Origin of the sequence: Streptococcus oralis, assembly GCF_019929365.1 — a bacterium.
Classification (GTDB): Bacteria; Bacillota; Bacilli; order Lactobacillales; family Streptococcaceae; genus Streptococcus; species Streptococcus oralis_BT.
Window position 1 is genome coordinate 15,021 of record NZ_JAHZPH010000001.1, and the last position, 21,463, is coordinate 36,483.

The 21,463-nt window shown below is 42.3% G+C and carries 23 protein-coding genes, 1 tRNA gene and 1 other RNA gene; 17 read left to right on the forward strand and 8 right to left on the reverse strand.

Annotated elements, in window-relative coordinates; all coding sequences use genetic code 11:
• The first annotated feature begins 4 nt into the window (after positions 1–4).
• Together glyS and K1I53_RS00070 are read left to right on the forward strand one after the other, a co-directional pair.
• Entirely contained in the window at positions 5–2,041 is a 2,037-nt protein-coding gene (glyS, locus tag K1I53_RS00065) for a glycine--tRNA ligase subunit beta (RefSeq protein WP_223327460.1), read from the forward strand.
• 41 nt (positions 2,042–2,082) lie between these two features.
• Complete coding sequence (locus K1I53_RS00070; RefSeq protein WP_000371291.1) at positions 2,083–2,340, forward strand: DUF896 family protein; 258 nt, start codon at positions 2,083–2,085, stop codon at positions 2,338–2,340.
• Between the two features lie 84 nt (positions 2,341–2,424).
• Here K1I53_RS00070 and K1I53_RS00075 read toward each other — a convergent pair whose 3' ends face one another.
• The 3 genes from K1I53_RS00075 to K1I53_RS00085 are packed head-to-tail and all read right to left on the reverse strand — an operon-like array spanning position 2,425 to position 5,240.
• Positions 2,425–3,669 (reverse strand): NAD(P)H-dependent oxidoreductase, encoded by a 1,245-nt coding sequence (locus K1I53_RS00075; protein ID WP_084973961.1) that lies wholly within the window; start codon positions 3,667–3,669, stop codon positions 2,425–2,427.
• 17 nt (positions 3,670–3,686) lie between these two features.
• The gene (locus K1I53_RS00080) at positions 3,687–4,292 is read right to left on the reverse strand and encodes an NADPH-dependent FMN reductase (RefSeq protein WP_000915929.1); all 606 of its coding nucleotides are present in this window, start codon (positions 4,290–4,292) and stop codon (positions 3,687–3,689) included.
• 18 nt (positions 4,293–4,310) lie between these two features.
• Positions 4,311–5,240: an FAD:protein FMN transferase gene (locus K1I53_RS00085; RefSeq protein WP_223327461.1), complete on the reverse strand. Its 930-nt coding sequence runs from the start codon at positions 5,238–5,240 to the stop codon at positions 4,311–4,313.
• A gap of 297 nt (positions 5,241–5,537) precedes the next feature.
• Between K1I53_RS00085 and nox the strand changes: the two genes are divergently transcribed.
• Positions 5,538–6,917: a H2O-forming NADH oxidase gene (gene nox, locus K1I53_RS00090; RefSeq protein ID WP_000036761.1), complete on the forward strand. Its 1,380-nt coding sequence runs from the start codon at positions 5,538–5,540 to the stop codon at positions 6,915–6,917.
• Between the two features lie 55 nt (positions 6,918–6,972).
• Here the strand turns inward: nox and trhA are convergent, their stop codons facing one another.
• Both trhA and K1I53_RS00100 read right to left on the reverse strand, forming a co-directional pair.
• A complete protein-coding gene (gene trhA, locus K1I53_RS00095; RefSeq protein WP_001097972.1) occupies positions 6,973–7,620 on the reverse strand; it encodes a PAQR family membrane homeostasis protein TrhA in 648 nt (215 codons plus the stop codon).
• The gene (locus K1I53_RS00100) at positions 7,617–8,063 is read right to left on the reverse strand and encodes a DUF1836 domain-containing protein (RefSeq protein ID WP_001087578.1); all 447 of its coding nucleotides are present in this window, start codon (positions 8,061–8,063) and stop codon (positions 7,617–7,619) included. Before K1I53_RS00100 ends, trhA begins: the two co-directional genes overlap by 4 nt.
• A 134-nt stretch (positions 8,064–8,197) precedes the next feature.
• On the opposite strand from K1I53_RS00100, the gene K1I53_RS00105 reads away from it, so the two are divergent.
• From K1I53_RS00105 to trxB, 7 genes are all read left to right on the forward strand, one after another.
• Positions 8,198–8,692 (forward strand): GNAT family N-acetyltransferase, encoded by a 495-nt coding sequence (locus tag K1I53_RS00105; RefSeq protein ID WP_223327462.1) that lies wholly within the window; start codon positions 8,198–8,200, stop codon positions 8,690–8,692.
• Complete coding sequence (locus K1I53_RS00110) at positions 8,689–9,204, forward strand: methylated-DNA--[protein]-cysteine S-methyltransferase (protein ID WP_223327463.1); 516 nt, start codon at positions 8,689–8,691, stop codon at positions 9,202–9,204. The genes K1I53_RS00105 and K1I53_RS00110 overlap by 4 nt, the downstream gene beginning before the upstream one ends.
• Before the next feature lie 12 nt (positions 9,205–9,216).
• On the forward strand, positions 9,217–9,573 hold the full coding sequence (locus K1I53_RS00115; protein ID WP_223327464.1) for an arsenate reductase family protein: 357 nt from the start codon (positions 9,217–9,219) through the stop codon (positions 9,571–9,573).
• Positions 9,574–9,729: 156 nt separating this feature from the next.
• Entirely contained in the window at positions 9,730–10,530 is an 801-nt protein-coding gene (locus K1I53_RS00120) for an amino acid ABC transporter permease (protein WP_000219161.1), read from the forward strand.
• Positions 10,530–11,273: an amino acid ABC transporter ATP-binding protein gene (locus tag K1I53_RS00125; RefSeq protein WP_223327465.1), complete on the forward strand. Its 744-nt coding sequence runs from the start codon at positions 10,530–10,532 to the stop codon at positions 11,271–11,273. The genes K1I53_RS00120 and K1I53_RS00125 overlap by 1 nt, the downstream gene beginning before the upstream one ends.
• A gap of 77 nt (positions 11,274–11,350) precedes the next feature.
• Positions 11,351–11,575: a DUF4059 family protein gene (locus tag K1I53_RS00130; protein WP_223327466.1), complete on the forward strand. Its 225-nt coding sequence runs from the start codon at positions 11,351–11,353 to the stop codon at positions 11,573–11,575.
• 65 nt (positions 11,576–11,640) lie between these two features.
• Positions 11,641–12,552, forward strand: coding sequence for a thioredoxin-disulfide reductase (gene trxB / locus K1I53_RS00135; protein ID WP_223327467.1), 912 nt, complete (start codon positions 11,641–11,643; stop codon positions 12,550–12,552).
• Positions 12,553–12,588: 36 nt separating this feature from the next.
• Here trxB and rlmB read toward each other — a convergent pair whose 3' ends face one another.
• Both rlmB and def read right to left on the reverse strand, forming a co-directional pair.
• Positions 12,589–13,317 carry a 23S rRNA (guanosine(2251)-2'-O)-methyltransferase RlmB gene (gene rlmB, locus K1I53_RS00140; RefSeq protein WP_132973039.1) on the reverse strand — a complete coding sequence of 243 codons (729 nt, stop codon included), beginning with the start codon at positions 13,315–13,317 and terminating at the stop codon, positions 12,589–12,591.
• A 44-nt stretch (positions 13,318–13,361) separates the two neighbouring features.
• Positions 13,362–13,973, reverse strand: a complete 612-nt coding sequence (gene def / locus K1I53_RS00145) for a peptide deformylase (RefSeq protein WP_223327468.1) — start codon at positions 13,971–13,973, stop codon at positions 13,362–13,364.
• A gap of 154 nt (positions 13,974–14,127) precedes the next feature.
• On the opposite strand from def, the gene K1I53_RS00150 reads away from it, so the two are divergent.
• From K1I53_RS00150 to ssrA, 4 genes are all read left to right on the forward strand, one after another.
• The gene (locus tag K1I53_RS00150) at positions 14,128–15,438 is read left to right on the forward strand and encodes a CapA family protein (RefSeq protein ID WP_223327469.1); all 1,311 of its coding nucleotides are present in this window, start codon (positions 14,128–14,130) and stop codon (positions 15,436–15,438) included.
• A gap of 21 nt (positions 15,439–15,459) precedes the next feature.
• Positions 15,460–16,287, forward strand: coding sequence for an HAD family hydrolase (locus tag K1I53_RS00155; RefSeq protein WP_125425228.1), 828 nt, complete (start codon positions 15,460–15,462; stop codon positions 16,285–16,287).
• 1 nt (position 16,288) lies between these two features.
• On the forward strand, positions 16,289–16,924 hold the full coding sequence (locus tag K1I53_RS00160; protein WP_084946267.1) for an SGNH/GDSL hydrolase family protein: 636 nt from the start codon (positions 16,289–16,291) through the stop codon (positions 16,922–16,924).
• Positions 16,925–16,982: 58 nt separating this feature from the next.
• Positions 16,983–17,330: a transfer-messenger RNA gene (gene ssrA / locus K1I53_RS00165) on the forward strand.
• Between the two features lie 212 nt (positions 17,331–17,542).
• On the opposite strand, the gene K1I53_RS00170 is transcribed toward ssrA, so the two are convergent.
• Positions 17,543–17,630 (reverse strand) — tRNA-Ser (locus K1I53_RS00170).
• A 161-nt stretch (positions 17,631–17,791) separates the two neighbouring features.
• Between K1I53_RS00170 and K1I53_RS00175 the strand changes: the two genes are divergently transcribed.
• Genes K1I53_RS00175 through K1I53_RS00185 form a run of 3 tightly spaced genes read left to right on the forward strand, consistent with a single transcriptional unit; the run spans position 17,792 to position 21,389 of the window.
• Positions 17,792–18,532, forward strand: coding sequence for a DeoR/GlpR family DNA-binding transcription regulator (locus K1I53_RS00175; RefSeq protein WP_223327470.1), 741 nt, complete (start codon positions 17,792–17,794; stop codon positions 18,530–18,532).
• The gene (pfkB, locus tag K1I53_RS00180) at positions 18,529–19,440 is read left to right on the forward strand and encodes a 1-phosphofructokinase (protein ID WP_223327471.1); all 912 of its coding nucleotides are present in this window, start codon (positions 18,529–18,531) and stop codon (positions 19,438–19,440) included. Before K1I53_RS00175 ends, pfkB begins: the two co-directional genes overlap by 4 nt.
• On the forward strand, positions 19,437–21,389 hold the full coding sequence (locus K1I53_RS00185) for a PTS fructose transporter subunit IIABC (protein WP_223327472.1): 1,953 nt from the start codon (positions 19,437–19,439) through the stop codon (positions 21,387–21,389). The genes pfkB and K1I53_RS00185 overlap by 4 nt, the downstream gene beginning before the upstream one ends.
• Positions 21,390–21,463: the final 74 nt, after the last annotated feature.

The window sequence follows — 21,463 nt, forward strand, 5'->3', positions numbered from 1 at the left end:
AAACATGACAAAAAACTTATTAGTAGAACTCGGTCTTGAAGAATTACCAGCCTACGTAGTAACTCCTAGTGAAAAACAACTAGGTGAAAAAATGGCAGCCTTCCTCAAGGAAAACCGCCTGTCTTTTGAAGCCATTCAAACCTTCTCAACACCACGTCGTTTGGCTGTTCGTGTGACTGGTCTTGCAGACAAACAGTCTGATTTGACAGAAGATTTCAAGGGTCCAGCAAAGAAAATTGCCTTGGATGGTGATGGAAACTTCACCAAAGCAGCTCAAGGATTTGTCCGTGGGAAAGGCTTGACAGTTGAAGATATTGAATTCCGTGAAATCAAGGGTGAAGAATATGTCTATGTTACCAAGGAAGAAGTGGGCCAACCAGTTGAAGCCATTGTTCCAGGCCTTGTAGATGTCTTGAAGTCATTGACTTTCCCTGTCAGCATGCACTGGGCAAACAACACCTTTGAATACATCCGCCCCGTTCACACTTTGACAGTACTTTTGGACGAGCAAGAGTTTGATTTGGATTTCCTTGATATCAAGGGGGCGCGTGTCAGTCGTGGTCATCGATTCTTAGGACAAGAAACTAAGATTCAGTCAGCATTGAGCTACGAAGAAGACCTTCGTGAACAGTTTGTAATCGCGGATCCACGTGAACGTGAGCAAATGATTGTTGACCAAATCAAAGCAATCGAAGTTGAACATGGCGTACGTATCGAAATTGATGCTGATTTGCTGAATGAAGTATTGAACTTGGTTGAATATCCAACTGCCTTCATGGGAAGTTTTGACGCAAAATACCTTGAAGTGCCAGAAGAAGTCTTGGTGACTTCGATGAAGGAACACCAACGATACTTTGTTGTCCGCGATCAAGATGGCGAGCTCTTGCCAAACTTCATTTCAGTCCGTAACGGAAACGCAGAGCATTTGGAAAATGTCATCAAGGGGAATGAAAAAGTCCTAGTTGCCCGCTTGGAAGACGGTGAATTCTTCTGGCGTGAAGACCAAAAATTGGTCATTTCAGATCTTGTTGAAAAATTGAACCATGTGACCTTCCACGAAAAGATTGGTTCTCTTCGTGAACACATGATTCGTACGGGGCAGATTGCCATTCTCTTGGCAGAAAAAGCTGGTTTGTCAGTGGATGAAACAGTTGACCTAGCGCGTGCAGCAGCTATTTACAAGTTTGACTTGTTGACGGGTATGGTTGGTGAGTTTGATGAACTCCAAGGAATTATGGGTGAGAAATATGCTCTTCTTGCTGGAGAAACTCCAGCAGTTGCAGCTGCTATTCGTGAACACTACATGCCTACATCAGCTGACGGAGATCTCCCAGAGAGCAAGGTTGGAGCTATTCTAGCCATCGCAGACAAATTGGATACGATTTTGAGTTTCTTCTCAGTAGGCTTGATTCCTTCAGGTTCTAATGACCCTTATGCCCTTCGTCGTGCGACCCAAGGTGTGGTTCGTATCTTGGATGCTTTTGGCTGGCACATTGCTATGGATGAGCTGATTGATAGCCTTTATACTTTGAAATTTGACAGCTTGACTTATGAAAATAAAGCAGAGGTTATGGACTTTATCAAGGCTCGTGTTGATAAGATGATGGGTTCAACTCCAAAAGACATTAAGGAAGCAGTTCTCGCAGGTTCAAACTTTGTTGTGGCAGATATGCTAGAAGCAGCAAGTGCTCTTGTCGAAGCAAGCAAGAAAGAAGATTTCAAATCGTCTGTTGAATCTCTCTCACGTGCTTTCAACTTGGCTGAGAAAGCAGAAAGCTCTGATACTGTTGATCCTGCCCTCTTTGAAAATGAAGAAGAGAAAGCCTTGGCAGAAGCCGTAGAATCACTTGTTTTGTCAGGGGCTGCAAGTCAGCAATTAGAACAACTCTTTGCGCTTAGCCCAGTTATTGATGTTTTCTTTGAAAATACCATGGTAATGGCTGAAGATCAGACTGTTCGACAAAATCGTTTGGCTATCTTGTCGCAATTAACCAAGAAAGCAGCTAAACTTGCACGCTTTAACCAAATCAATACCAAATAAAATCTGTTAAACGGATTAAACCTTATCACAAAGGAGAAGAAATGGATCCGAAAAAAATCGCTCGTATCAACGAGCTTGCCAAAAAGAAAAAAACAGAAGGCTTAACTTCTGCTGAAAAAGTGGAACAAGCTAAACTTCGTGAGGAGTACATCGAAGGCTATCGTCGTTCTGTTCGTCACCACATTGAAGGAATTAAAATTGTGGACGAGGAAGGAAATGACGTCACACCAGAAAAACTACGCCAAGTACAACGTGAAAAAGGTTTGCACGGCCGCAGTTTAGATGATCCTAACTCATAAAACGAAAGGGGTTTGTAGATGATTTACAATCCCCTTTTCTTTTGCAATAAAAAAGAAGGAGCCATTTGGCTCCTTTTTGGTTTCTTAGTTGCTTGCGCCAGAAGTAGCGTCAGCGCCACCACCGTGGCCTCCAGCGTCACCTGAATCAGAAGCGCCAGAAGTAGCATCAGCGTCTCCATGGCCTCCAGCAGCAGGAGCGAATGGACCGCTACCACCTACCAAACGTTGACCAGTTTCTTTTAGGTACCAGTCAAGCCATGGTTGGAAGTTAAAGACGATTTCATTGATACCAGCGTATGATCCATCAGGATAGTACATTGCTTGGTAGTTGTGGGTGTTGATGACACCTGCAGGAGAACCTGGAACGATCGTACGGACGTATTCTTGGTTTCCGTTGCGAAGTGTTCCGATAACCCACTCTACATTCTTCATACGTGCTGGCGGAAGAGAATTGTGAACAGTCGACATACGGTTACCTGATTGAGGTGGCACACGTTTGGCAAACATGGTGTCTGGATCTTGGTGAGCGTTGTTGTAGTAGAGGAATTGGTTGTTATCATCAGCGTATGTCAATTCAAATGGCATCGCTTTCAAGAACATATCGATTTGGTTAACTGTCAAGATACCGTGGTCCAATTTGACATAGGTATCACCAGAAACAGCGCCAGTGATTGCAGCAACTTTTTCTACCCATTCTGGATCGTCAGGATCAACTTCTGTGATGGTTGTAGCGATTGGTTTTCCACAATCCAAGTCTTCTGGTTCGATTGGTTTTGGTTTTTTCAATTTCGAAACGACTCCTACGTATTTTACAAAGTTATCTAAGCAAGTTTCAAGGAATTTAACAGTCCCTTCGTTGGTGATGTTTCCATTGTTATCAAAAGCCTCTTTTGCTTTACCAAGAAGGAATTCATTCCCTGGAAGTGTGTAGGCATTGACACCTGGAGCGTCAAGGATCTTACGAAGGTGAACCTGGGCACGTGAAGTTCCTTGGTCGTAGTATGATGCTCCCACAATCATGACAGGTTTGTTTTCAAATGGATGAACTTCGTATGAAAGCCATTCAAGTACAGATTTGAGAGAAGCTGAGATAGTGTGGTTGTGCTCAGGAGTAGCGATAATGACACCATCAGCACGTGTAATTTTGTTATACAAGAAACGTAATTGGAAGCTTTCGTCCCATTTTTCGTCTTGGTTAAACATTGGAACTTCGTCGATTTCAAGAACTTCTAATTCAAATTTGAATTTGAAATTGCGACGAATAAATTCCAAGAGTTTGCGGTTATATGATTGATCGTAGTTTGATCCAACAAGTCCAACAAATTTCATTCTTTCGGTCTCCTATCTTACAAATTTTCCCAGTCAAATTCTTCAGCATCTTTGCGAAGCAATTCTTGTGCATTGCGCAATTTTTCAGTAATTTTCACAAAGATACGGAAGTCATCAAAGATGGCATCCAATTTCTTGATGACATCAAGGTCAACTAAGTCACCACTTGGGTTAAATGCTTGGAGAGAGTGTGAGAGCAAGAATTCATCTGGTAGAACATTTGCCTTGATTTCAGGAGCGTTCAAGATTTGACGAAGTTGCAATTGGGCACGAGATGAACCAAGTGTGCCGTATGAAGCACCAGTAATCATGATTGGTTTGTTCAAAAGTGGGTAGATACCGTAAGATAGCCAAGCAAGAGCGCTCATCAAAACTGCAGGGATAGAGTGGTCGTACTCAGGAGTACCGATAATCACACCATCAGATGCTTCAATTTTGGCTGCAATTTCAAGAATTTCAGCAGGAAGAAGTTTATCTGCTGGTTTGTTGAAAACAGGGATGTCCTTGATTTCAACGAGTTCAATTTCAGCTTTATCCGCAAAGTGTTTTTGCATGTATTGGAGCAATTGGCGGTTTGTAGAACGTTTAGAGTTCGTTCCAACAATGGCAATAAGTTTTAGCATGAGATTTCCTTTCTCTTTTTACATAATACAATTTTGAAGGCCTGAAGAACATGCAAGGCGCCCCTCTTTGTCAATGAGGATGGCTTCAATTCCATCTATATTTTCGACTTGCCAGAGGATAGAAGCGCTTCGTTCTCCGAAAAGGCGTGTTGTCCATATCTCACCATCAACGGATTTATCAGAGACAATCGTTAGGCTAGCAAGATCGGTTTCGACAGGGAATCCTGTCTCACTATCAAAGATATGATGATAGTCTTTTCCATCTACTGTCAGGTGGCGTTCATAGATACCTGAAGTGACAACGGATTTGTTAGAAGCAGGGATGGTTAGGAGATGATTGCCACGAGGATTTCGCGGATCTTGAATACCGATTTGCCAAGCATTCCCTTCTTTGGCTTGGTTATTCCCGATGGTGAGGATATTTCCTCCGAGATTGATCAAGGCAGAGGTGACACCGTGTTTTTTCAAATACTGGGCAACCTTATCTGCACTATAGCCCTTGGCTAAACAACCTAAATCAAGCTTCATTCCTTTCTTCTCTAAAAAAACAGTAGAGTTAGTCGGATCCAACTTGATAAAATGTGGGTCAACTAGAGGCAAGACGGCTTCGATTTCGTTTAGCTCTGGAAGCCGTGCATCTGCAAATCCGATTCGCCAGGTTTGAATCAAGGGACCAATACTGATATTGAGATGGCTAGAGGTAGCTAAGCTATGCTCTAGTCCAAGAGCAATTAGTTCAAATAGATCAGGATGAACCTTAACAGGTGTGATTCCAGCCTGGTAGTTGATTTCCATCAGTTCGGATTCTTGACTGTTGGCGTTAAAGCGGTATTCGAGCTCTTTGAGCAAGTCAAAGGCTCCTTGAAGTAGGCAATCAGCCCGTTCATCTACTAATGAAATAGTGATAGTTGTTCCCATTAGCCGTTCAGAACGTGAACGAAGAGGCAAGCTACCAACTCCTTTCTTCTTACAGGAAATCATTCAAGATAAGTTAGATTAATAGAAAATTTAACCCCTTACATTTTCTTTCCATGTATCTAGCATACCATAAAGTCAGCGTTTTCACAAATAAATTTTAACAAAAGTCAAGAAATATGCTTAAAAATTGGAAGGAAATGAAACAAACAATATAATAAAGAATAATTTTTTCTGAAAAAAAGAGAATTCCAAGCAAATACCTTGTAAACGCTAACAGTAAATGATATACTAGGAGGGTAAATTAAATTTTAAAGGTGGAATTATTCTATGAGTAAAATCGTTGTAGTTGGTGCTAACCACGCTGGTACAGCATGTATCAACACTATGTTGGACAACTTTGGACATGAAAATGAAATCGTTGTATTTGACCAAAACTCAAATATTTCATTCCTTGGTTGTGGAATGGCGCTTTGGATCGGGGAACAAATTGATGGCCCAGAGGGTCTCTTCTACTCTGATAAAGAAAAATTGGAAGCAAAAGGTGCTAAAGTTTACATGAATTCACCAGTTCTTTCAATTGACTACGATAACAAAGTTGTGACTGCAGAAGTTGAAGGTAAAGAACACAAAGAGTCTTATGACAAATTGATCTTTGCGACAGGTTCAACTCCAATCTTGCCTCCAATCGAAGGTGTTGAAATCGTTAAGGGTAACCGCGAATTCAAAGCAACTCTTGAAAATGTACAATTTGTTAAATTGTACCAAAACGCTGAAGAAGTTATTGAAAAACTTGAAGACAAGAGCAAACACCTTGAGCGCATTGCCGTTGTTGGTGGTGGTTATATCGGTGTAGAACTTGCTGAAGCCTTCGAGCGTCTTGGAAAAGAAGTAGTGCTTGTAGATATCGTAGACACTGTCTTGAACGGCTACTATGACAAAGACTTCACACAAATGATGGCGAAGAACTTGGAAGACCACAACATCCGCTTGGCTCTTGGTCAAACTGTTAAAGCAATCCAAGGTGACGGCAAAGTTGAACGCTTGGTAACAGACAAAGAAACATTTGATGTGGACATGGTGGTTCTGGCTGTTGGTTTCCGTCCAAACACAGCTCTTGCTGACGGTAAGATTGAACTCTTCCGCAACGGTGCCTTCCTTGTAGACAAGAAACAAGAAACATCTATCCCAGGCGTTTACGCTGTTGGTGACTGTGCAACTGTTTATGACAATGCTCGTAAAGACACTAGCTACATCGCTCTTGCATCTAACGCTGTGCGTACTGGTATTGTGGGTGCTTACAACGCTTGTGGTCATGAACTAGAAGGAATCGGTGTTCAAGGTTCAAATGGTATTTCTATCTATGGTCTTCACATGGTTTCAACTGGTTTGACTCTTGAAAAAGCCAAAGCTGCTGGCTATAACGCAACTGAAACTGGCTTTAACGACCTTCAAAAACCAGAATTTATCAAACATGACAACCACGAAGTTGCCATCAAGATTGTCTTTGATAAAGACAGCCGTGAAATCCTTGGTGCACAAATGGTTTCACATGATGCTGCTATCAGTATGGGAATCCACATGTTCTCACTTGCTATCCAAGAGCATGTAACGATTGATAAATTGGCCTTGACAGACCTATTCTTCTTGCCACATTTCAACAAACCATACAACTACATTACAATGGCTGCACTTACAGCTGAAAAATAATAGAAATATTATTTGATATGAAAACAAAAAAGTTGAGAAAAGATTCTCAACTTTTTTACATGTAATAAACAATCGCGATATATTGAAGTGCAGATGCAGCTAGGATAAAGAGATGCCAAATCATGTGGAAATAAGGTTTTTTCTTAGCGTAAAATCCAGCTCCAACTGTATAACAGAGCCCACCAGTTACCATAAGACTCCAGAAAATTGGCGTTGTTTGACTGATAATGGCAGGAATGATAGCCAGAACCAACCAGCCCATGATCAGGTAAAGGGCAAGGCTGAATTTCTCATTGACCTTTTTAGCAAAGATTTTATAGAGGATACCAAAGATGGTCGTTCCCCACTGAATGGCGATAATGAGATAGCCAAACCAGTTATTCATCAAGGTTAGAACGACTGGCGTATAAGAGCCTGCGATAGCCACATAAATCATAGAATGGTCGATGATTCTCAAGACGTATTTGTGGGTCGAACCATAGGCCATAGAGTGGTAAATGGTTGATGAGAGGAACATGAGAAAGAGACTGATAACAAAGATTGAAACACCAAAAGATGATAAAAATCCGTGTGCTTCATAACTATAGGTGGATGAAATAGGGAGCAAGATGAGCATGATAACGGCACCCACAGCATGGGTCACACTATTAGCAATTTCCTCTCCAAAACTGAGCTTTTTACTGAGTTTTAGACTGGTATTCATTGGATTTCCTCCTCTTCTTTGATAAGGATTAAGTCTAGAGTTTGATGATAGAGTTTAACCGTTTGACAGCTAGTTTGGATAATAGGATTTTCTGGATCAATCCCATGGTTCATGTAGTCTACAAAAGCATCGTATAGCTGGTCTGAGCTCGCTTGAGTTTGCAGAGTATTGAGGGTCTGAGCGATTTCTTGGATCGAAAAGACAGACTTGAGAGTGGTGATGGCAATTAAACGGGCAATCTGTTTGCGTTGGTATTTTTTCTTATCCGGCTTTGTCAGGTAACCATGTTTGACATAGTTATTGACCATGGATGCTGTTAGTCCCTTGTCCTTATCTGGAGAGATAGGGGCACAGACCTGATTGACATAAAGTAAAACCTGATCCAGATAGAGGTCAATGTTTGGAATGTCTTCCCATTTTGGGTAGGAAAAGTTAGAATTCATTTCCAACTCCTTTTTATCTAGTTTTGATAACTAGATTATAAAATAATAAAAAACAAAAGTCAAGTTTCAACTGCTTGTAGAAAGCTTTAAATTATGCTATGATGAGAGAAAACAGTTAGAAATGAGGGGAAAAGATGGAGATTCGTTTAGCTTTTCCAAACGAAGTTGATACGATTATGCAGGTGATAGAGGATGCTAAAAAGTGCTTAGCCAAGTCTGGTAGCGACCAGTGGCAAAATGGCTATCCAAATGCCGACATCATTATCGATGATATCATCTCAGGTCAAGCTTATGTGGCCTTGGAAGAAGGAGAACTGCTAGCCTATGCTGCTGTGACCAAGAGCCCAGAGGAAGCCTATGAAGCCATTTATGAAGGGAGTTGGCAGGGGGGAGAATCAGAATATCTGGTCTTTCACCGTATCGCTGTGGCAGCAGATGTCCAAGGACAAGGTGTTGCTCAGACTTTCCTAGAAGGCTTGATTGAAGGTTTTGATTATCTAGATTTTCGTTCAGACACGCATGCACAAAACAAGGCCATGCAACATATCTTTGAAAAGCTAGGCTTCCAACAAGTTGGTAAAGTTCCGGTTGATGGGGAACGTTTGGCCTATCAGAAATTAAAAAAATGAAGCAGAAAAAGTACGCAAAAATGCTCTACCCGTCGCCGATTGGAACCTTATCCTTAGTTGCTGACGAGCAATATCTGTATGGAATTTGGGTACAGGACCAAACTCATTTTGAGAGGGGAATCGCTGGAGATAGTATAGAAGTAGTTAAGAAACATCCTGTCCTAGACCAGGTTATTTCCTATTTAGATACCTATTTCGAAGGCAGTGTTCAGGATCTATCTGACTTACCTTTGGCTCCTATTGGAACAGATTTTGAAAAGCGAGTCTGGACTTACTTACAAGCCATTCCTTATGGTCAAACAGTGACGTACGGACAAATAGCTCAAGATCTGCAAGTGGCTTCTGCTCAAGCGATTGGCGGAGCAGTGGGGCGTAATCCTTGGTCCATACTCGTACCCTGCCATCGTGTGCTGGGATCAGGCAATCGTCTGACAGGCTATGCATCTGGAGTCGAAAAGAAAGCCTGGCTCTTGCAACATGAAGGTGCAGCATTTCAAGAAAATAAAGAATAGAAAGAAAAGAAGATGTTAGAATTTATCGAATACCCAAAATGTTCAACTTGTAAGAAAGCAAAAAATGAATTGGATAAACTTGGACTGGAATACCAAGATGTCCACATCGTAGAAGAAACACCAAGTGAAGACGTGATTTTGAAGTGGTTGGAAACTTCCGGTTTTGAAGTGAAACAATTTTTCAATACCAGCGGGATTAAATACCGTGAACTGGGCTTGAAAGATAAGGTGGGAAGTTTGTCAACACAAGAAGCAGCCAAGCTTCTAGCGAGTGATGGCATGTTATTGAAACGTCCAATTTTGGTGGAGAATGGTGCTGTTAAACAAATTGGCTATAGAAAAACCTATGAGAATTTAGGTTTGAGATAGTTTTTATTTATCTCCTTGATAGGTAAAATATATAGCCTCCCTGTTTTAAAGTGTGATAAACTAGAAGATAGACAAAGTCTGAGCAGCCCGTAGCAAATAATTTGCTTGCGAGCAGAAGTATGATAGAATGAATCATTATCAGGAGAGGATGTTTTTATGACTGTTACAACATTTTTAGCATCAGATTGGTACCAAAGTTTGATGCAACTCATTCCGGATGGTAAGCTCTTTAGTTTGCGTTCGGTCTTTGATGGAATTCCAAGGATTGTCCAACAATTGCCTACAACCTTGATGTTGACGCTTGGAGGTGCACTCTTTGGTTTGCTACTTGCCCTAATTTTTGCCATTGTTAAGATCAATCGTGTTAAGATTTTATATCCCTTGCAGGCCTTTTTCGTCAGCTTCTTAAAAGGTACCCCAATCCTAGTTCAACTTATGTTGACCTACTACGGAATTCCTTTAGCACTGAAAGCTATCAACCAACAATGGGGAACTGGTTTCAATATCAATGCGATTCCAGCGGCACTTTTTGCGATTGTGGCCTTTGCTTTTAATGAGGCGGCTTATGCAAGTGAAACGATTCGTGCAGCTATCCTTTCCGTTAATCCAGGTGAAATTGAGGCGGCGCGTAGTTTGGGCATGACACGAGCACAAGTTTATCGTCGTGTGATTATTCCAAATGCAGCGGTGGTAGCGACACCGACTTTGATTAACTCCCTCATCGGTTTGACCAAGGGAACTTCTCTAGCCTTTAGTGCGGGTGTTGTCGAAGTTTTTGCTCAAGCTCAGATTTTGGGTGGAGCAGATTATCGTTACTTTGAGCGTTTCATCTCCGTAGCCCTTGTTTATTGGGTAGTCAATATCGGAATTGAAAGCCTCGGTCGTTTCATCGAGAGAAAAATGGCTATTTCTGCACCTGATACAGTGCAAACAGATGTGAAAGGAGACCTTCGTTAATGATTAAGATTTCGAATTTAAGTAAATCATTTTCAGGCCAGACTGTCTTGGATCATCTGGACTTGGATATCCAAAAAGGGGAAGTCGTAGCCTTGATTGGTTCATCTGGAGCTGGGAAATCAACCTTTCTTCGTAGTTTGAACTACCTTGAAACTCCAGATAGTGGAACGATTCAGATTGACAATTTTAAAGTTGATTTTTCTCAGATTAGCCAAGAAGAAATCCTAACCCTTCGTCGCAAGTTGTCTATGGTTTTCCAACAGTTTAATTTGTTTGAACGCCGAACAGCCCTTGACAATGTCAAGGAAGGTTTGGTTGTTGTTAAAAAATTATCGGACGAGGAAGCAACAAAAATCGCTAAGGAAGAGTTGGCCAAGGTTGGTCTTTCTGACCGTGAAAACCATTACCCTCGCCACTTATCAGGTGGACAGAAGCAACGGGTTGCCCTCGCGCGTGCCCTTGCTATGAAACCAGATGTCTTGCTCTTGGACGAGCCCACTTCAGCCCTTGACCCAGAGTTGGTCGGTGAAGTAGAAAAGTCTATTGCAGACGCTGCCGAGTCAGGTCAGACCATGATTTTGGTTAGTCACGATATGTCTTTTGTAGCCCAAGTGGCAGATAAGATTTTGTTCCTAGATAAGGGGAAAATCATCGAGTCAGGTACACCAGATGAAATCATCAATCATCCGAAAGAAGAACGGACAAAAGAATTCTTCGCTAGTTACAAACGGACTTATATTTGATATAATAGAAAAAGGAAAACTCAGTTAGTTGGACTAGCTGAGTTTACTCTTTAAAAAAGATAGAAACGAGAGAGATCATGCTGCTGCAACTGTTTTCTTTATATTTCGAGAGTTTGATCTTAACGACCATTCTCGTCGTGATTTTTTTAGGGATTTGGATTGGATTGCGAGCTATGTCTGGCGTGGACAAGACAGCCAAGGCCCGTCAAGCTCATCTCTATGATATGATTATGATTGGAGTTTTGGTCGTTCCAGTGTTATCCTTTGCCGTCATGAGTTTGCTCTTGGTTTTCAAGACATAATTCTTGCGTGACTAGCAAGAATGAGTTAGAATAAAGATAGTTACAACAAGAAAGAAGGAATCGAAATGTACGATACGATTATTGTCGGTGCTGGACCTGCGGGAATGACCGCTGCCTTATATGCTGCTCGAAGCAACCTGAAAGTGGCTTTGATAGAAGGTGGTCTGCCAGGTGGGCAAATGAACAACACATCTGATATCGAAAACTATCCTGGATACGCCAATATCAGTGGACCAGAATTAGCTGAAAAGATGTTTGAACCTCTTGAAAACCTTGGAGTAGAGCACCTTTATGGATTTGTCGAAAAGATTGAAGACTGTGCTGACTATAAGAAGGTGATCACTGATGATCAAGTTTACGAAACTCGTACAGTCATCGTGGCAACTGGCTCAAAACACCGTCTTTTAGGTGTTCCCGGAGAAGAAGAACTAAATAGTCGAGGAGTTTCTTACTGTGCAGTCTGTGATGGAGCTTTCTTCCGTGACCAAGACTTGCTCGTAGTCGGTGGTGGAGATTCAGCGGTAGAAGAAGCTCTGTTCTTGACTCGCTTTGCCAGGACTGTTACCATTGTTCACCGTCGCGACCAACTTCGTGCTCAAAAGGTTTTGCAAGACCGTGCCTTTGCAAATGAAAAAGTCAACTTTATCTGGGACTCTGTCGTCAAGGAAATCAAAGGTGAAAACCGAGTAGAATCTGTCGTATTTGAAAATGTGAAAACAGGTCAGGTGACAGAGCAAGCCTTCGGAGGTGTCTTTATTTATGTCGGTTTGGACCCTGTTAGCGATTTTGTTAAAGAATTGAATATTCAAGATCAGGCAGGCTGGATTGTGACAGACAATCACATGAAAACTGGAGTTGACGGTATCTTTGCGGTTGGGGATGTTCGCCAGAAAGACCTTCGCCAAGTAACAACAGCAGTTGGAGATGGAGCCATCGCTGGTCAAGAAGCCTATAAATTTATCACAGAACATAGTTAAGCAAAAAAGTTTCCAATCAAGTGATTGGAAACTTTTTTATAGTCGGTTTCGGAAAACTTCGTACATGAGAATGGCTGCAGCAACACTGGCATTGAGGCTTTGAACATGCCCATTCATCGGAATGGTAATCATCTCATCAACCTGTTTTTTGATATTGCTAGAGATGCCTTTTCCTTCATTTCCGATGATGAGGGCGATTTTCCCTTTTGTATTCCACTTGTGGTAAGGGGTACCGTTCATATCCGTTCCAAAGGTCCAGAAGCCTTCATCCTTGAGTTTGTCTAGGGTTTGACTGAGGTTGGTCACTCGGGCAATCGGTACATGCTCAATAGCACCTGTGGCCGTTTTGGCAACGACAGGAGTCACTCCGACAGCACGGTGCTTGGGAATGATGACACCTGAAACATTGGTCGCATCGGCTGTTCGCAAGATAGAACCTAGATTATGGGGATCAGTTAACCCGTCCAGAATCAATAGCAAAGGATTTTCTTCTTGGCGTGTTTTGGCAAGAATATGATCTAGCTCGCTATAGGCAAATTCGGACACTCGTAGAACAAAACCTTGGTGGACAGCGCCTTCGGTCATTTCAGAGAGGGATTTTTTTGAAGTCCAAGAGATGGAGACCTTTTTCTCAGCCGCCAGTTCCTTGACCTTCTCAACATTCTTACCTCTGAGATCATCTTGGAGGTAGAGTTTATTCCCTGTGTTTGCAAGGAGGGCTTCTGTAACGGCGTGGACGCCATAGACAATATCATTTGTTTTCATGCCTCTATTATAACACAAAACCCCGTCTTGCAACGGGATTTTCTTTATTCAAGGATAAGGAGTCCATCTTTGACAGCAAATGGGTCTTTTTCATTGATACGATCGTAAAACATAATTCCGTTTAGATGATCAATTTCATGTTGGACAACGATAGAGTTGTATCCTTTGAGCTTGATGCGGTGTTTTTCTCCGTCCTTGTCAAAGTAATCAACAGTGACGCGGGCATGACGAACAACATAGCCTGGAACTACACGGTCGACAGATAGGCAACCTTCTCCTTCACCAAGAGCAGCGTCTTGAACCGAGTGAGAGACGATTTTGGGATTGTACATAATAGCTTGCAGGTCGTAGGCTTCCTGGGGAGTTTCACCTTCTTCAACAATATTTGGTACTAAAACAGCGATAATGCGTTTTGAGATATCCAGCTGGGGAGCAGCGAGTCCAACACCACCACGGAGCCCCATTTTCTCAGCCATAACAGGATCTTGGGAATGTTTGAGGAATTGCATCATCTTTTCTCCAAGGATGATTTCCTGGTCAGACAGTGGGAAAGTGACCTCCTCAGCAACCGCGCGTAAAGTTGGGTTCCCCTCACGGATAATATCTTTCATATCAATTAAATGAGCAGCTTTTGTAATACGTTCTATAGCAGACATTTTCTCTCCTTTCATTACCTCTACATGATAACACAAAATAGGCGAGAAAGAAAGTCGCAGAAGTTTCTAAAAAATAATATAATAAACGATATTCCCCTTTTGTCTGTGGTATAATAAAAGAAAAGACTTGCAGTAAAAGCAAGGGGGGATAAAGATGGAAAAGCGGCAAGATAGACGGTCTCATGGTTCTCTTTATGAGGTGTGGAAGACTTGTGTTGATTTCTTTCGGAATTATAAATCCTGGACCAATGCCCAGTTTATCATTGTGTTATTGCTTGCAGTTGCCTTGTCCATGGGATTGAACTTGCTGGTTCGAGAAGTACAAGGCAGCAAGGAAACAAGCCCTAGCAGTCAGACTACGACGTCTAGTCAGTCCAAGGAAAATCAATCTGGTGAAACGACAGCCCGTATCATGGCAAATGGTGATCTTCTCTACCATATCCCCATCTACCGAACAGCTCTTAAAGAAGATGGAACCTATGATTTCCATGAAAATTTTGAGTATGTAAAACCCTGGCTCAAACAAGCTGATTTGGTGATTGGTGACTTTGAAGGAACGGTGAACAAAGATCACTACTTGGCAGGTTATCCTCTCTTTAATGCACCAGGGGAAGTCATGGATGCTATCAAAGATGCAGGCTACCAAGTTCTAGACTTGGCTCACAATCACATCTTGGATTCTCAAATTGAGGGAGTTGTTTCAACGGCTCAGGCTATTGAAAAGGCTGGAATGACACCTATCGGAGTCTACACACATGAATCCCGTGACCAAGCTCCACTAGTCATCAAGGAAGTAAATGGTATCAAGGTAGCTCTCCTGGCCTATTCTTACGGTTTTAATGGAATTGAGCAGTATATCTCTCAAGAGGATTATAATCGCTATCTTTCTGACCTGAATGAAGATAAGATGAAGGCAGAAATCGAGCGTGCAGAGAAGGAAGCGGATATTACTGTCATCATGCCTCAGATGGGAATTGAGTACCAGCTAGAACCAACGGAAGAACAAAAAACACTGTACCACAAGATGATTGACTGGGGAGCCGATATTATCTTTGGAGGGCATCCTCACGTCGTTGAACCTGCTGAAACGGTTGAAAAAGATGGTGATAAAAAACTGATCATCTACTCCATGGGAAATTTCCTCTCAAACCAACGCATTGAAACCATGCAAGACGAGGAAAATGCCAAGTGGACGGAGCGCGGTGTTCTTATGGATGTGACCATTAAGAAAAAAGATGGCAAGACAAGGATTGAAACTGCCAAAGCGCATCCTACTTGGGTCAATCGGACACCGAAAGGAACTTACTCTCCAGAAGGCTATCCGCTCTTCCTCTATCAGACCTATATCCTAGAGGACTTCATCGAGGGGGGCAGTCACCGTGACAAGTTGGATGAGGCGACCAAGGAACGAATTGACACGGCCTATAAAGAAATGAATGAACATGTAGGGTTGAAGTGGGACTAGCTTGAATCCAGAGGAAGTAAAATGACGATTAAGATTATTGCGACAGATATGGATGGGACTTTGCTGGATCCGAGAGGCCAGCTGGATCTGCCCCGCTTGGAAAAGATTTTAGATCAGCTGGATCAAAGGGATATCCGTTTTGTTATTGCGACGGGGAATGAAATCCATCGTATGAGAGAACTATTGGGACACTTGGCGAGTAGAGTTGTCCTAGTCGTTGCCAATGGTGCTCGTATTTTTGAAAACAATAAACTGATTCAAGCTCAGACCTGGGATGATGCTATGGTTGACAAGGCTCTCGTTCATTTTAAGGGGAGAGAGTGTCGAGATCAGTTCGTCGTAACTGGTATGAATGGTGGTTTTGTCAAGGAAGGAACTGTTTTTACAGAACTTGATAAATTTATGACTCCAGAGATGATTGAAAGACTTTATCAACGAATGAATTTTGTAGAAGATTTTCAATCAGACCTCTTTGGTGGAGTGCTAAAGATGAGTATGGTCGTTGGAGAGGAACGCTCTAGTTCCGTTTTGCAGGAAATCAATGACCTCTTTAATGGTCATATAAGAGCTGTTTCTAGCGGTTATGGTTGTATCGATATCCTACAGGCTGGTGTTCACAAGGCCTGGGGATTGGAAGAATTACTCAAGCGCTGGAATTTGCAATCGGAACAAATCATGGCTTTTGGTGATAGTGAAAACGATGTCGAAATGTTAGAACTGGCTGGGATTGCCTATGCTATGGAAAATGCAGATGATGAAGCCAAGGCAGTTGCAACTGACCTAGCTCCAGCGAACAGTCAGGGGGGCGTTTATCAGGTCCTAGAGAATTGGTTAGAGAAAGAGGGATAAGGTGGCAGTACAGTTATTAGAGAATTGGCTCTTAAAGGAGCAAGAAAAGATTCAAATCAAGTATCGTGAATTGAATCAAGTTTCTGTTATAGAGCCAGATATCATCTTTATCGGAGATTCAATTGTGGAGTATTACCCTCTGCAAGAGTTACTCGGGACTGCTAAGACGATTGTCAATCGTGGCATCCGAGGCTACCAGACGAAACTGTTACTAGAGAATTTGGATGCCCATCTTTATGGTGGTGCTGTGGATCAAATTGTTCTCTTAATTGGGACAAATGATATCGGAAAAGATGTCCCCATGAATGAAGCCTTGGATAATCTTGAGCGAGTTATCCAATCAATTGCCCGAAATTATCCGCTGTCACAGATAAAGCTCCTTTCCATTTTGCCAGTCAATGAGGGAGAAAAATACAAGCAGACCGTTTATATCCGAACCAATGAAAAGATTAGAGAATGGAATCAAGCCTATGAGGCTCTAACATCCGCCTATATGCAGGTAGATTTTGTGCCTGTTTATGATAGTTTGATAGATACAGAAGGACAACTCAAAAAAGACTATACAACAGATGGCCTCCATCTAAGTGTAGCGGGTTATCAAGCCTTATCGGAAGCCTTAAAAGAGTATCTTTTCTAAAGAGGTGGCTTGATTTTGCATTTTTTATGAAGATAGGTTATAATAGTTCTATCCTTTTGGGGTCGTTACGGATTCGACAGGCATTATGAGGCATATTTTGCAACCCGTGTGGCGACGTAAACGCTCAGTTAAATATAACTGCAAAAAATAACACTTCTTACGCTCTAGCTGCCTAAAAACCAGCAGGCGTGACCCGATTTGGATTGCTCGTGTTCAATGACAGGTCTTATGATTAGCGAGATACGATCAAGCCTTGTCTAGTGGTTTGATAAGAGATTAATAGACTCGCAGTTCCTAGGCTTGAGTTATGTGTCGAGGGACTGTTAAAACAATACATAACCTATGGTTGTAGACAAATATGTTGGCAGGTGTTTGGACGTGGGTTCGACTCCCACCGGCTCCATTATTTCTTTGCATTCTTTTGCGCATTCCTTGGTAAAACGTTGTTAAATCAACGTTTTTTATTTTTGTCTTTGGTATTCCTTGGCAGTCTTTTGCGGAAAAGGGAGTCACAAAAGGAGTCAAATACAGACCCTAAAACAGACCCTCTTTTTTAAAAAGGGATACAAAAAGGATACAACGTTTTTGTCGTATCCCCAAAATATTTTTTCTTTTCTACGGAAGACATGGGATTCGAACCCACGCACGCTGTTACACGTCTACCGCGTTTCCAACACGGCCTCTTAAGCCTCTTGAGTAATCTTCCAATGCTTACTAAAATAGTCTACCATAAAGCGCTTCATCTTGCAATAAAAATTTTGGAAATGAGAAAAATGATAGAATTTGAAAGAAAATGACAAAAAATGCTTGACTTTGGTAGAAAATGTGCTAGAATGAATAGTGTAAACGATAACAGGAGGTGATTTGGTGTTAAAAACTGAGCGGAAGCAACTGATTTTAGAGGAGTTAAATCAACATCATGTAGTTTCCCTAGAAAAATTGGTTAGTCTATTAGAAACATCAGAATCAACGGTACGAAGAGATTTGGATGAGTTGGAGGCAGAAAACAAGCTTCGCCGTGTGCATGGTGGAGCAGAATTACCCCACTCTTTGCAAGAAGAAGAAACCATTCAAGAAAAATCTGTCAAAAACCTTCAAGAGAAGAAGCTACTGGCTCAGAAAGCAGCCTCTCTTATCAAGGAAAAAGATGTTATCTTTATCGATGCTGGAACGACAACAGCTTTTCTAATCAAGGAATTGACCAATAAGAATATCACCGTTGTGACCAACTCCATTCACCATGCGGTTCAGTTGGTTGAAAAGCAGATTCCAACTGTCATGGTTGGAGGAAGTGTTAAGATGGCAACAGATGCATGTATTGGTGGTGTTGCTCTTAACCAGATTAACCAATTGCACTTTGACCGTGCCTTTATCGGGATGAATGGTGTCGACGATGGTTATTATACGACTCCTGATATGGAGGAGGGAGCCGTTAAGCGTGCTATTTTAGAGAATGCCAAACAAACCTATGTCTTAGTCGATTCGTCAAAGATTGGTCAAACTTGCTTTGCTAAGGTAGCACCACTCAAACGCGCTATTGTCATCACAAGTCAAGGGCATGAGCTCTTGCAGGCTATTAAGAAGAAAACGGAGGTAATAGAAGTATGATTTATACAGTCACACTCAATCCATCCATTGACTATATCGTGCGCTTGGACCAAGTTCAAGTTGGCAGTGTCAATCGTATGGACAGTGATGATAAGTTTGCTGGTGGAAAAGGAATCAATGTCAGTCGTGTTTTGAAACGCTTGGATATTCCTAATACTGCGACTGGATTTATCGGAGGTTTTACTGGTAAATTTATCACAGATACTCTGGTAGAGGAAGAAATCGAAACTCGTTTTGTCCAAGTAGCAGAAGATACTCGCATCAATGTTAAAATTAAAGCAGACCAAGAAACAGAAATCAACGGGACTGGTCCAAATGTGGAACCAGCTCAGTTAGAAGAATTGAAAGCTATCTTATCTAGTTTGACAGCAGAAGATACGGTTGTGTTTGCGGGTTCGAGTGCTAAGAATCTGGGCAATGTTATCTATAAGGATCTGATTGCCTTGACGCGCCAGACTGGTGCACAAGTGGTTTGTGACTTTGAAGGACAGACCTTGATTGATAGTTTGGACTACCAGCCTCTTTTGGTTAAACCAAATAATCACGAACTTGGAGCTATCTTTGGAGTGAAACTCGAAAGTTTAGATGAAATCGAGAAATATGCTCGAGAATTGCTGGCTAAAGGTGCTCAAAACGTCATTATCTCTATGGCTGGTGACGGTGCCCTTCTCGTCACATCTGAGGGAGCTTACTTCGCCAAACCTATCAAGGGAACAGTGAAAAATTCAGTGGGAGCTGGTGACTCTATGGTCGCTGGATTTACCGGTGAATTTGTCAAATCTAAAGATGCAGTAGAAGCCTTCAAATGGGGAGTAGCTTGTGGAACAGCAACTACCTTCTCGGATGACTTGGCAACAGCGGAATTTATTAAAGAAACATATGAAAAAGTTGAGGTAGAAAAACGATGAAAATTCAAGACCTATTGAGAAAAGATGTCATGTTGCTGGATTTGCAGGCAACTGAAAAAACAGCTGTCATTGAAGAGATGATTAAAAGTTTGGTAGATCACGGTTATGTGACAGATTTTGAAACCTTTAAAGAAGGAATCTTAGCGCGTGAAGCTCTCACTTCCACTGGTTTGGGTGACGGAATTGCTATGCCTCACAGCAAGAACTCTGCGGTCAAAGAAGCAACGGTTCTCTTTGCTAAGTCAAACAAGGGTGTTGACTATGAGAGTTTGGATGGGCAACCAACAGACCTCTTCTTCATGATTGCTGCTCCAGAAGGTGCAAATGATACTCACTTGGCTGCCTTGGCAGAATTATCTCAATACTTGATGAAAGACGGTTTTGCTGACAAACTTCGTCAAGTAACATCAGCTGATCAAGTTATTGAACTTTTTGACCAAGCTTCAGAAAAAGCTGAGGAACCTGTTCAAGCACCTGCCAATGAATCTGGTGACTTTATCGTAGCTGTCACAGCTTGTACGACAGGTATTGCCCACACTTACATGGCTCAAGAGGCCCTTCAAAAAGTGGCTGCTGAAATGGGTGTTGGGATCAAGGTCGAAACCAACGGTGCCAGCGGTGTTGGAAACCAACTAACATCAGAGGACATCCGTAAGGCTAAAGCAGTTATCATCGCAGCAGACAAGGCTGTTGAGATGGATCGTTTTGATGGCAAACCTTTGGTTAACCGTCCAGTTGCAGATGGTATCCGTAAGACAGAAGAGCTGATTAACTTGGCTCTTTCAGGAGATGCTGAAGTTTATCGTGCCGCTAATGGAGCCAAAGCTGCAACAGCATCTAATGAGAAACAAAGCCTTGGTGGTGCCTTCTACAAACACTTGATGAGTGGTGTATCTCAAATGTTGCCATTCGTTATCGGTGGTGGTATCATGATTGCCCTTGCTTTCTTAATCGACGGAGCTTTGGGTGTGCCACAAGATAGTCTGGGCAATCTCGGATCCTACCATGAGCTAGCTTCTATGTTCATGAAAATTGGTGGAGCGGCCTTTGGCTTGATGCTTCCAGTCTTTGCAGGATATGTAGCCTACTCTATCGCTGAAAAACCAGGTTTGGTAGCAGGTTTCGTGGCTGGTGCTATTGCCAAAGAAGGTTTTGCCTTTGGTAAAATCCCTTATGCCGCGGGTGGTGAAGCAACTTCAACTCTTGCAGGTGTCTCATCTGGTTTCCTAGGTGCCCTTGTTGGTGGATTTATCGCAGGTGCCTTGGTTCTCGCTATCAAGAAATACGTTAAAGTTCCTCGTTCACTTGAAGGTGCTAAATCAATCCTTCTCTTGCCACTTCTTGGAACAATCTTAACAGGATTTGTCATGCTAGCTGTTAACATCCCGATGGCAGCAATCAACACTGCTATGAATGACTTCCTAGGAGGTCTTGGAGGAGGTTCAGCTGTCCTTCTCGGTATCGTCCTTGGTGGAATGATGGCTGTTGACATGGGTGGACCAGTTAACAAAGCGGCTTATGTCTTTGGTACAGGTACACTTGCAGCAACTGTTTCTTCAGGTGGTTCTGTAGCCATGGCAGCAGTTATGGCTGGAGGAATGGTGCCACCACTTGCAATCTTTGTCGCAACTCTTCTTTTCAAAGATAAATTCACTAAGGAAGAGCGCAACTCTGGTTTGACAAACATCATCATGGGCTTGTCATTTATCACTGAGGGAGCGATTCCATTTGGTGCCGCTGACCCAGCTCGTGCGATCCCAAGCTTTATCCTTGGTTCTGCGGTGGCAGGCGGACTCGTTGGTCTTGCTGGTATCAAACTCATGGCGCCACACGGAGGAATCTTCGTTATCGCTCTTACTTCAAATGCCCTTCTTTACCTAGTCTTTGTCTTGATTGGTGCAATCGTAAGTGGTGTGGTTTATGGTTCCCTACGCAAACCACAAGCATAAAAAAGGATCAGAATAGAAAGATTGTTACCCTTTGGTGCAATCTTTTTCTCTGTTCGAAATGGCTGTGAAATATG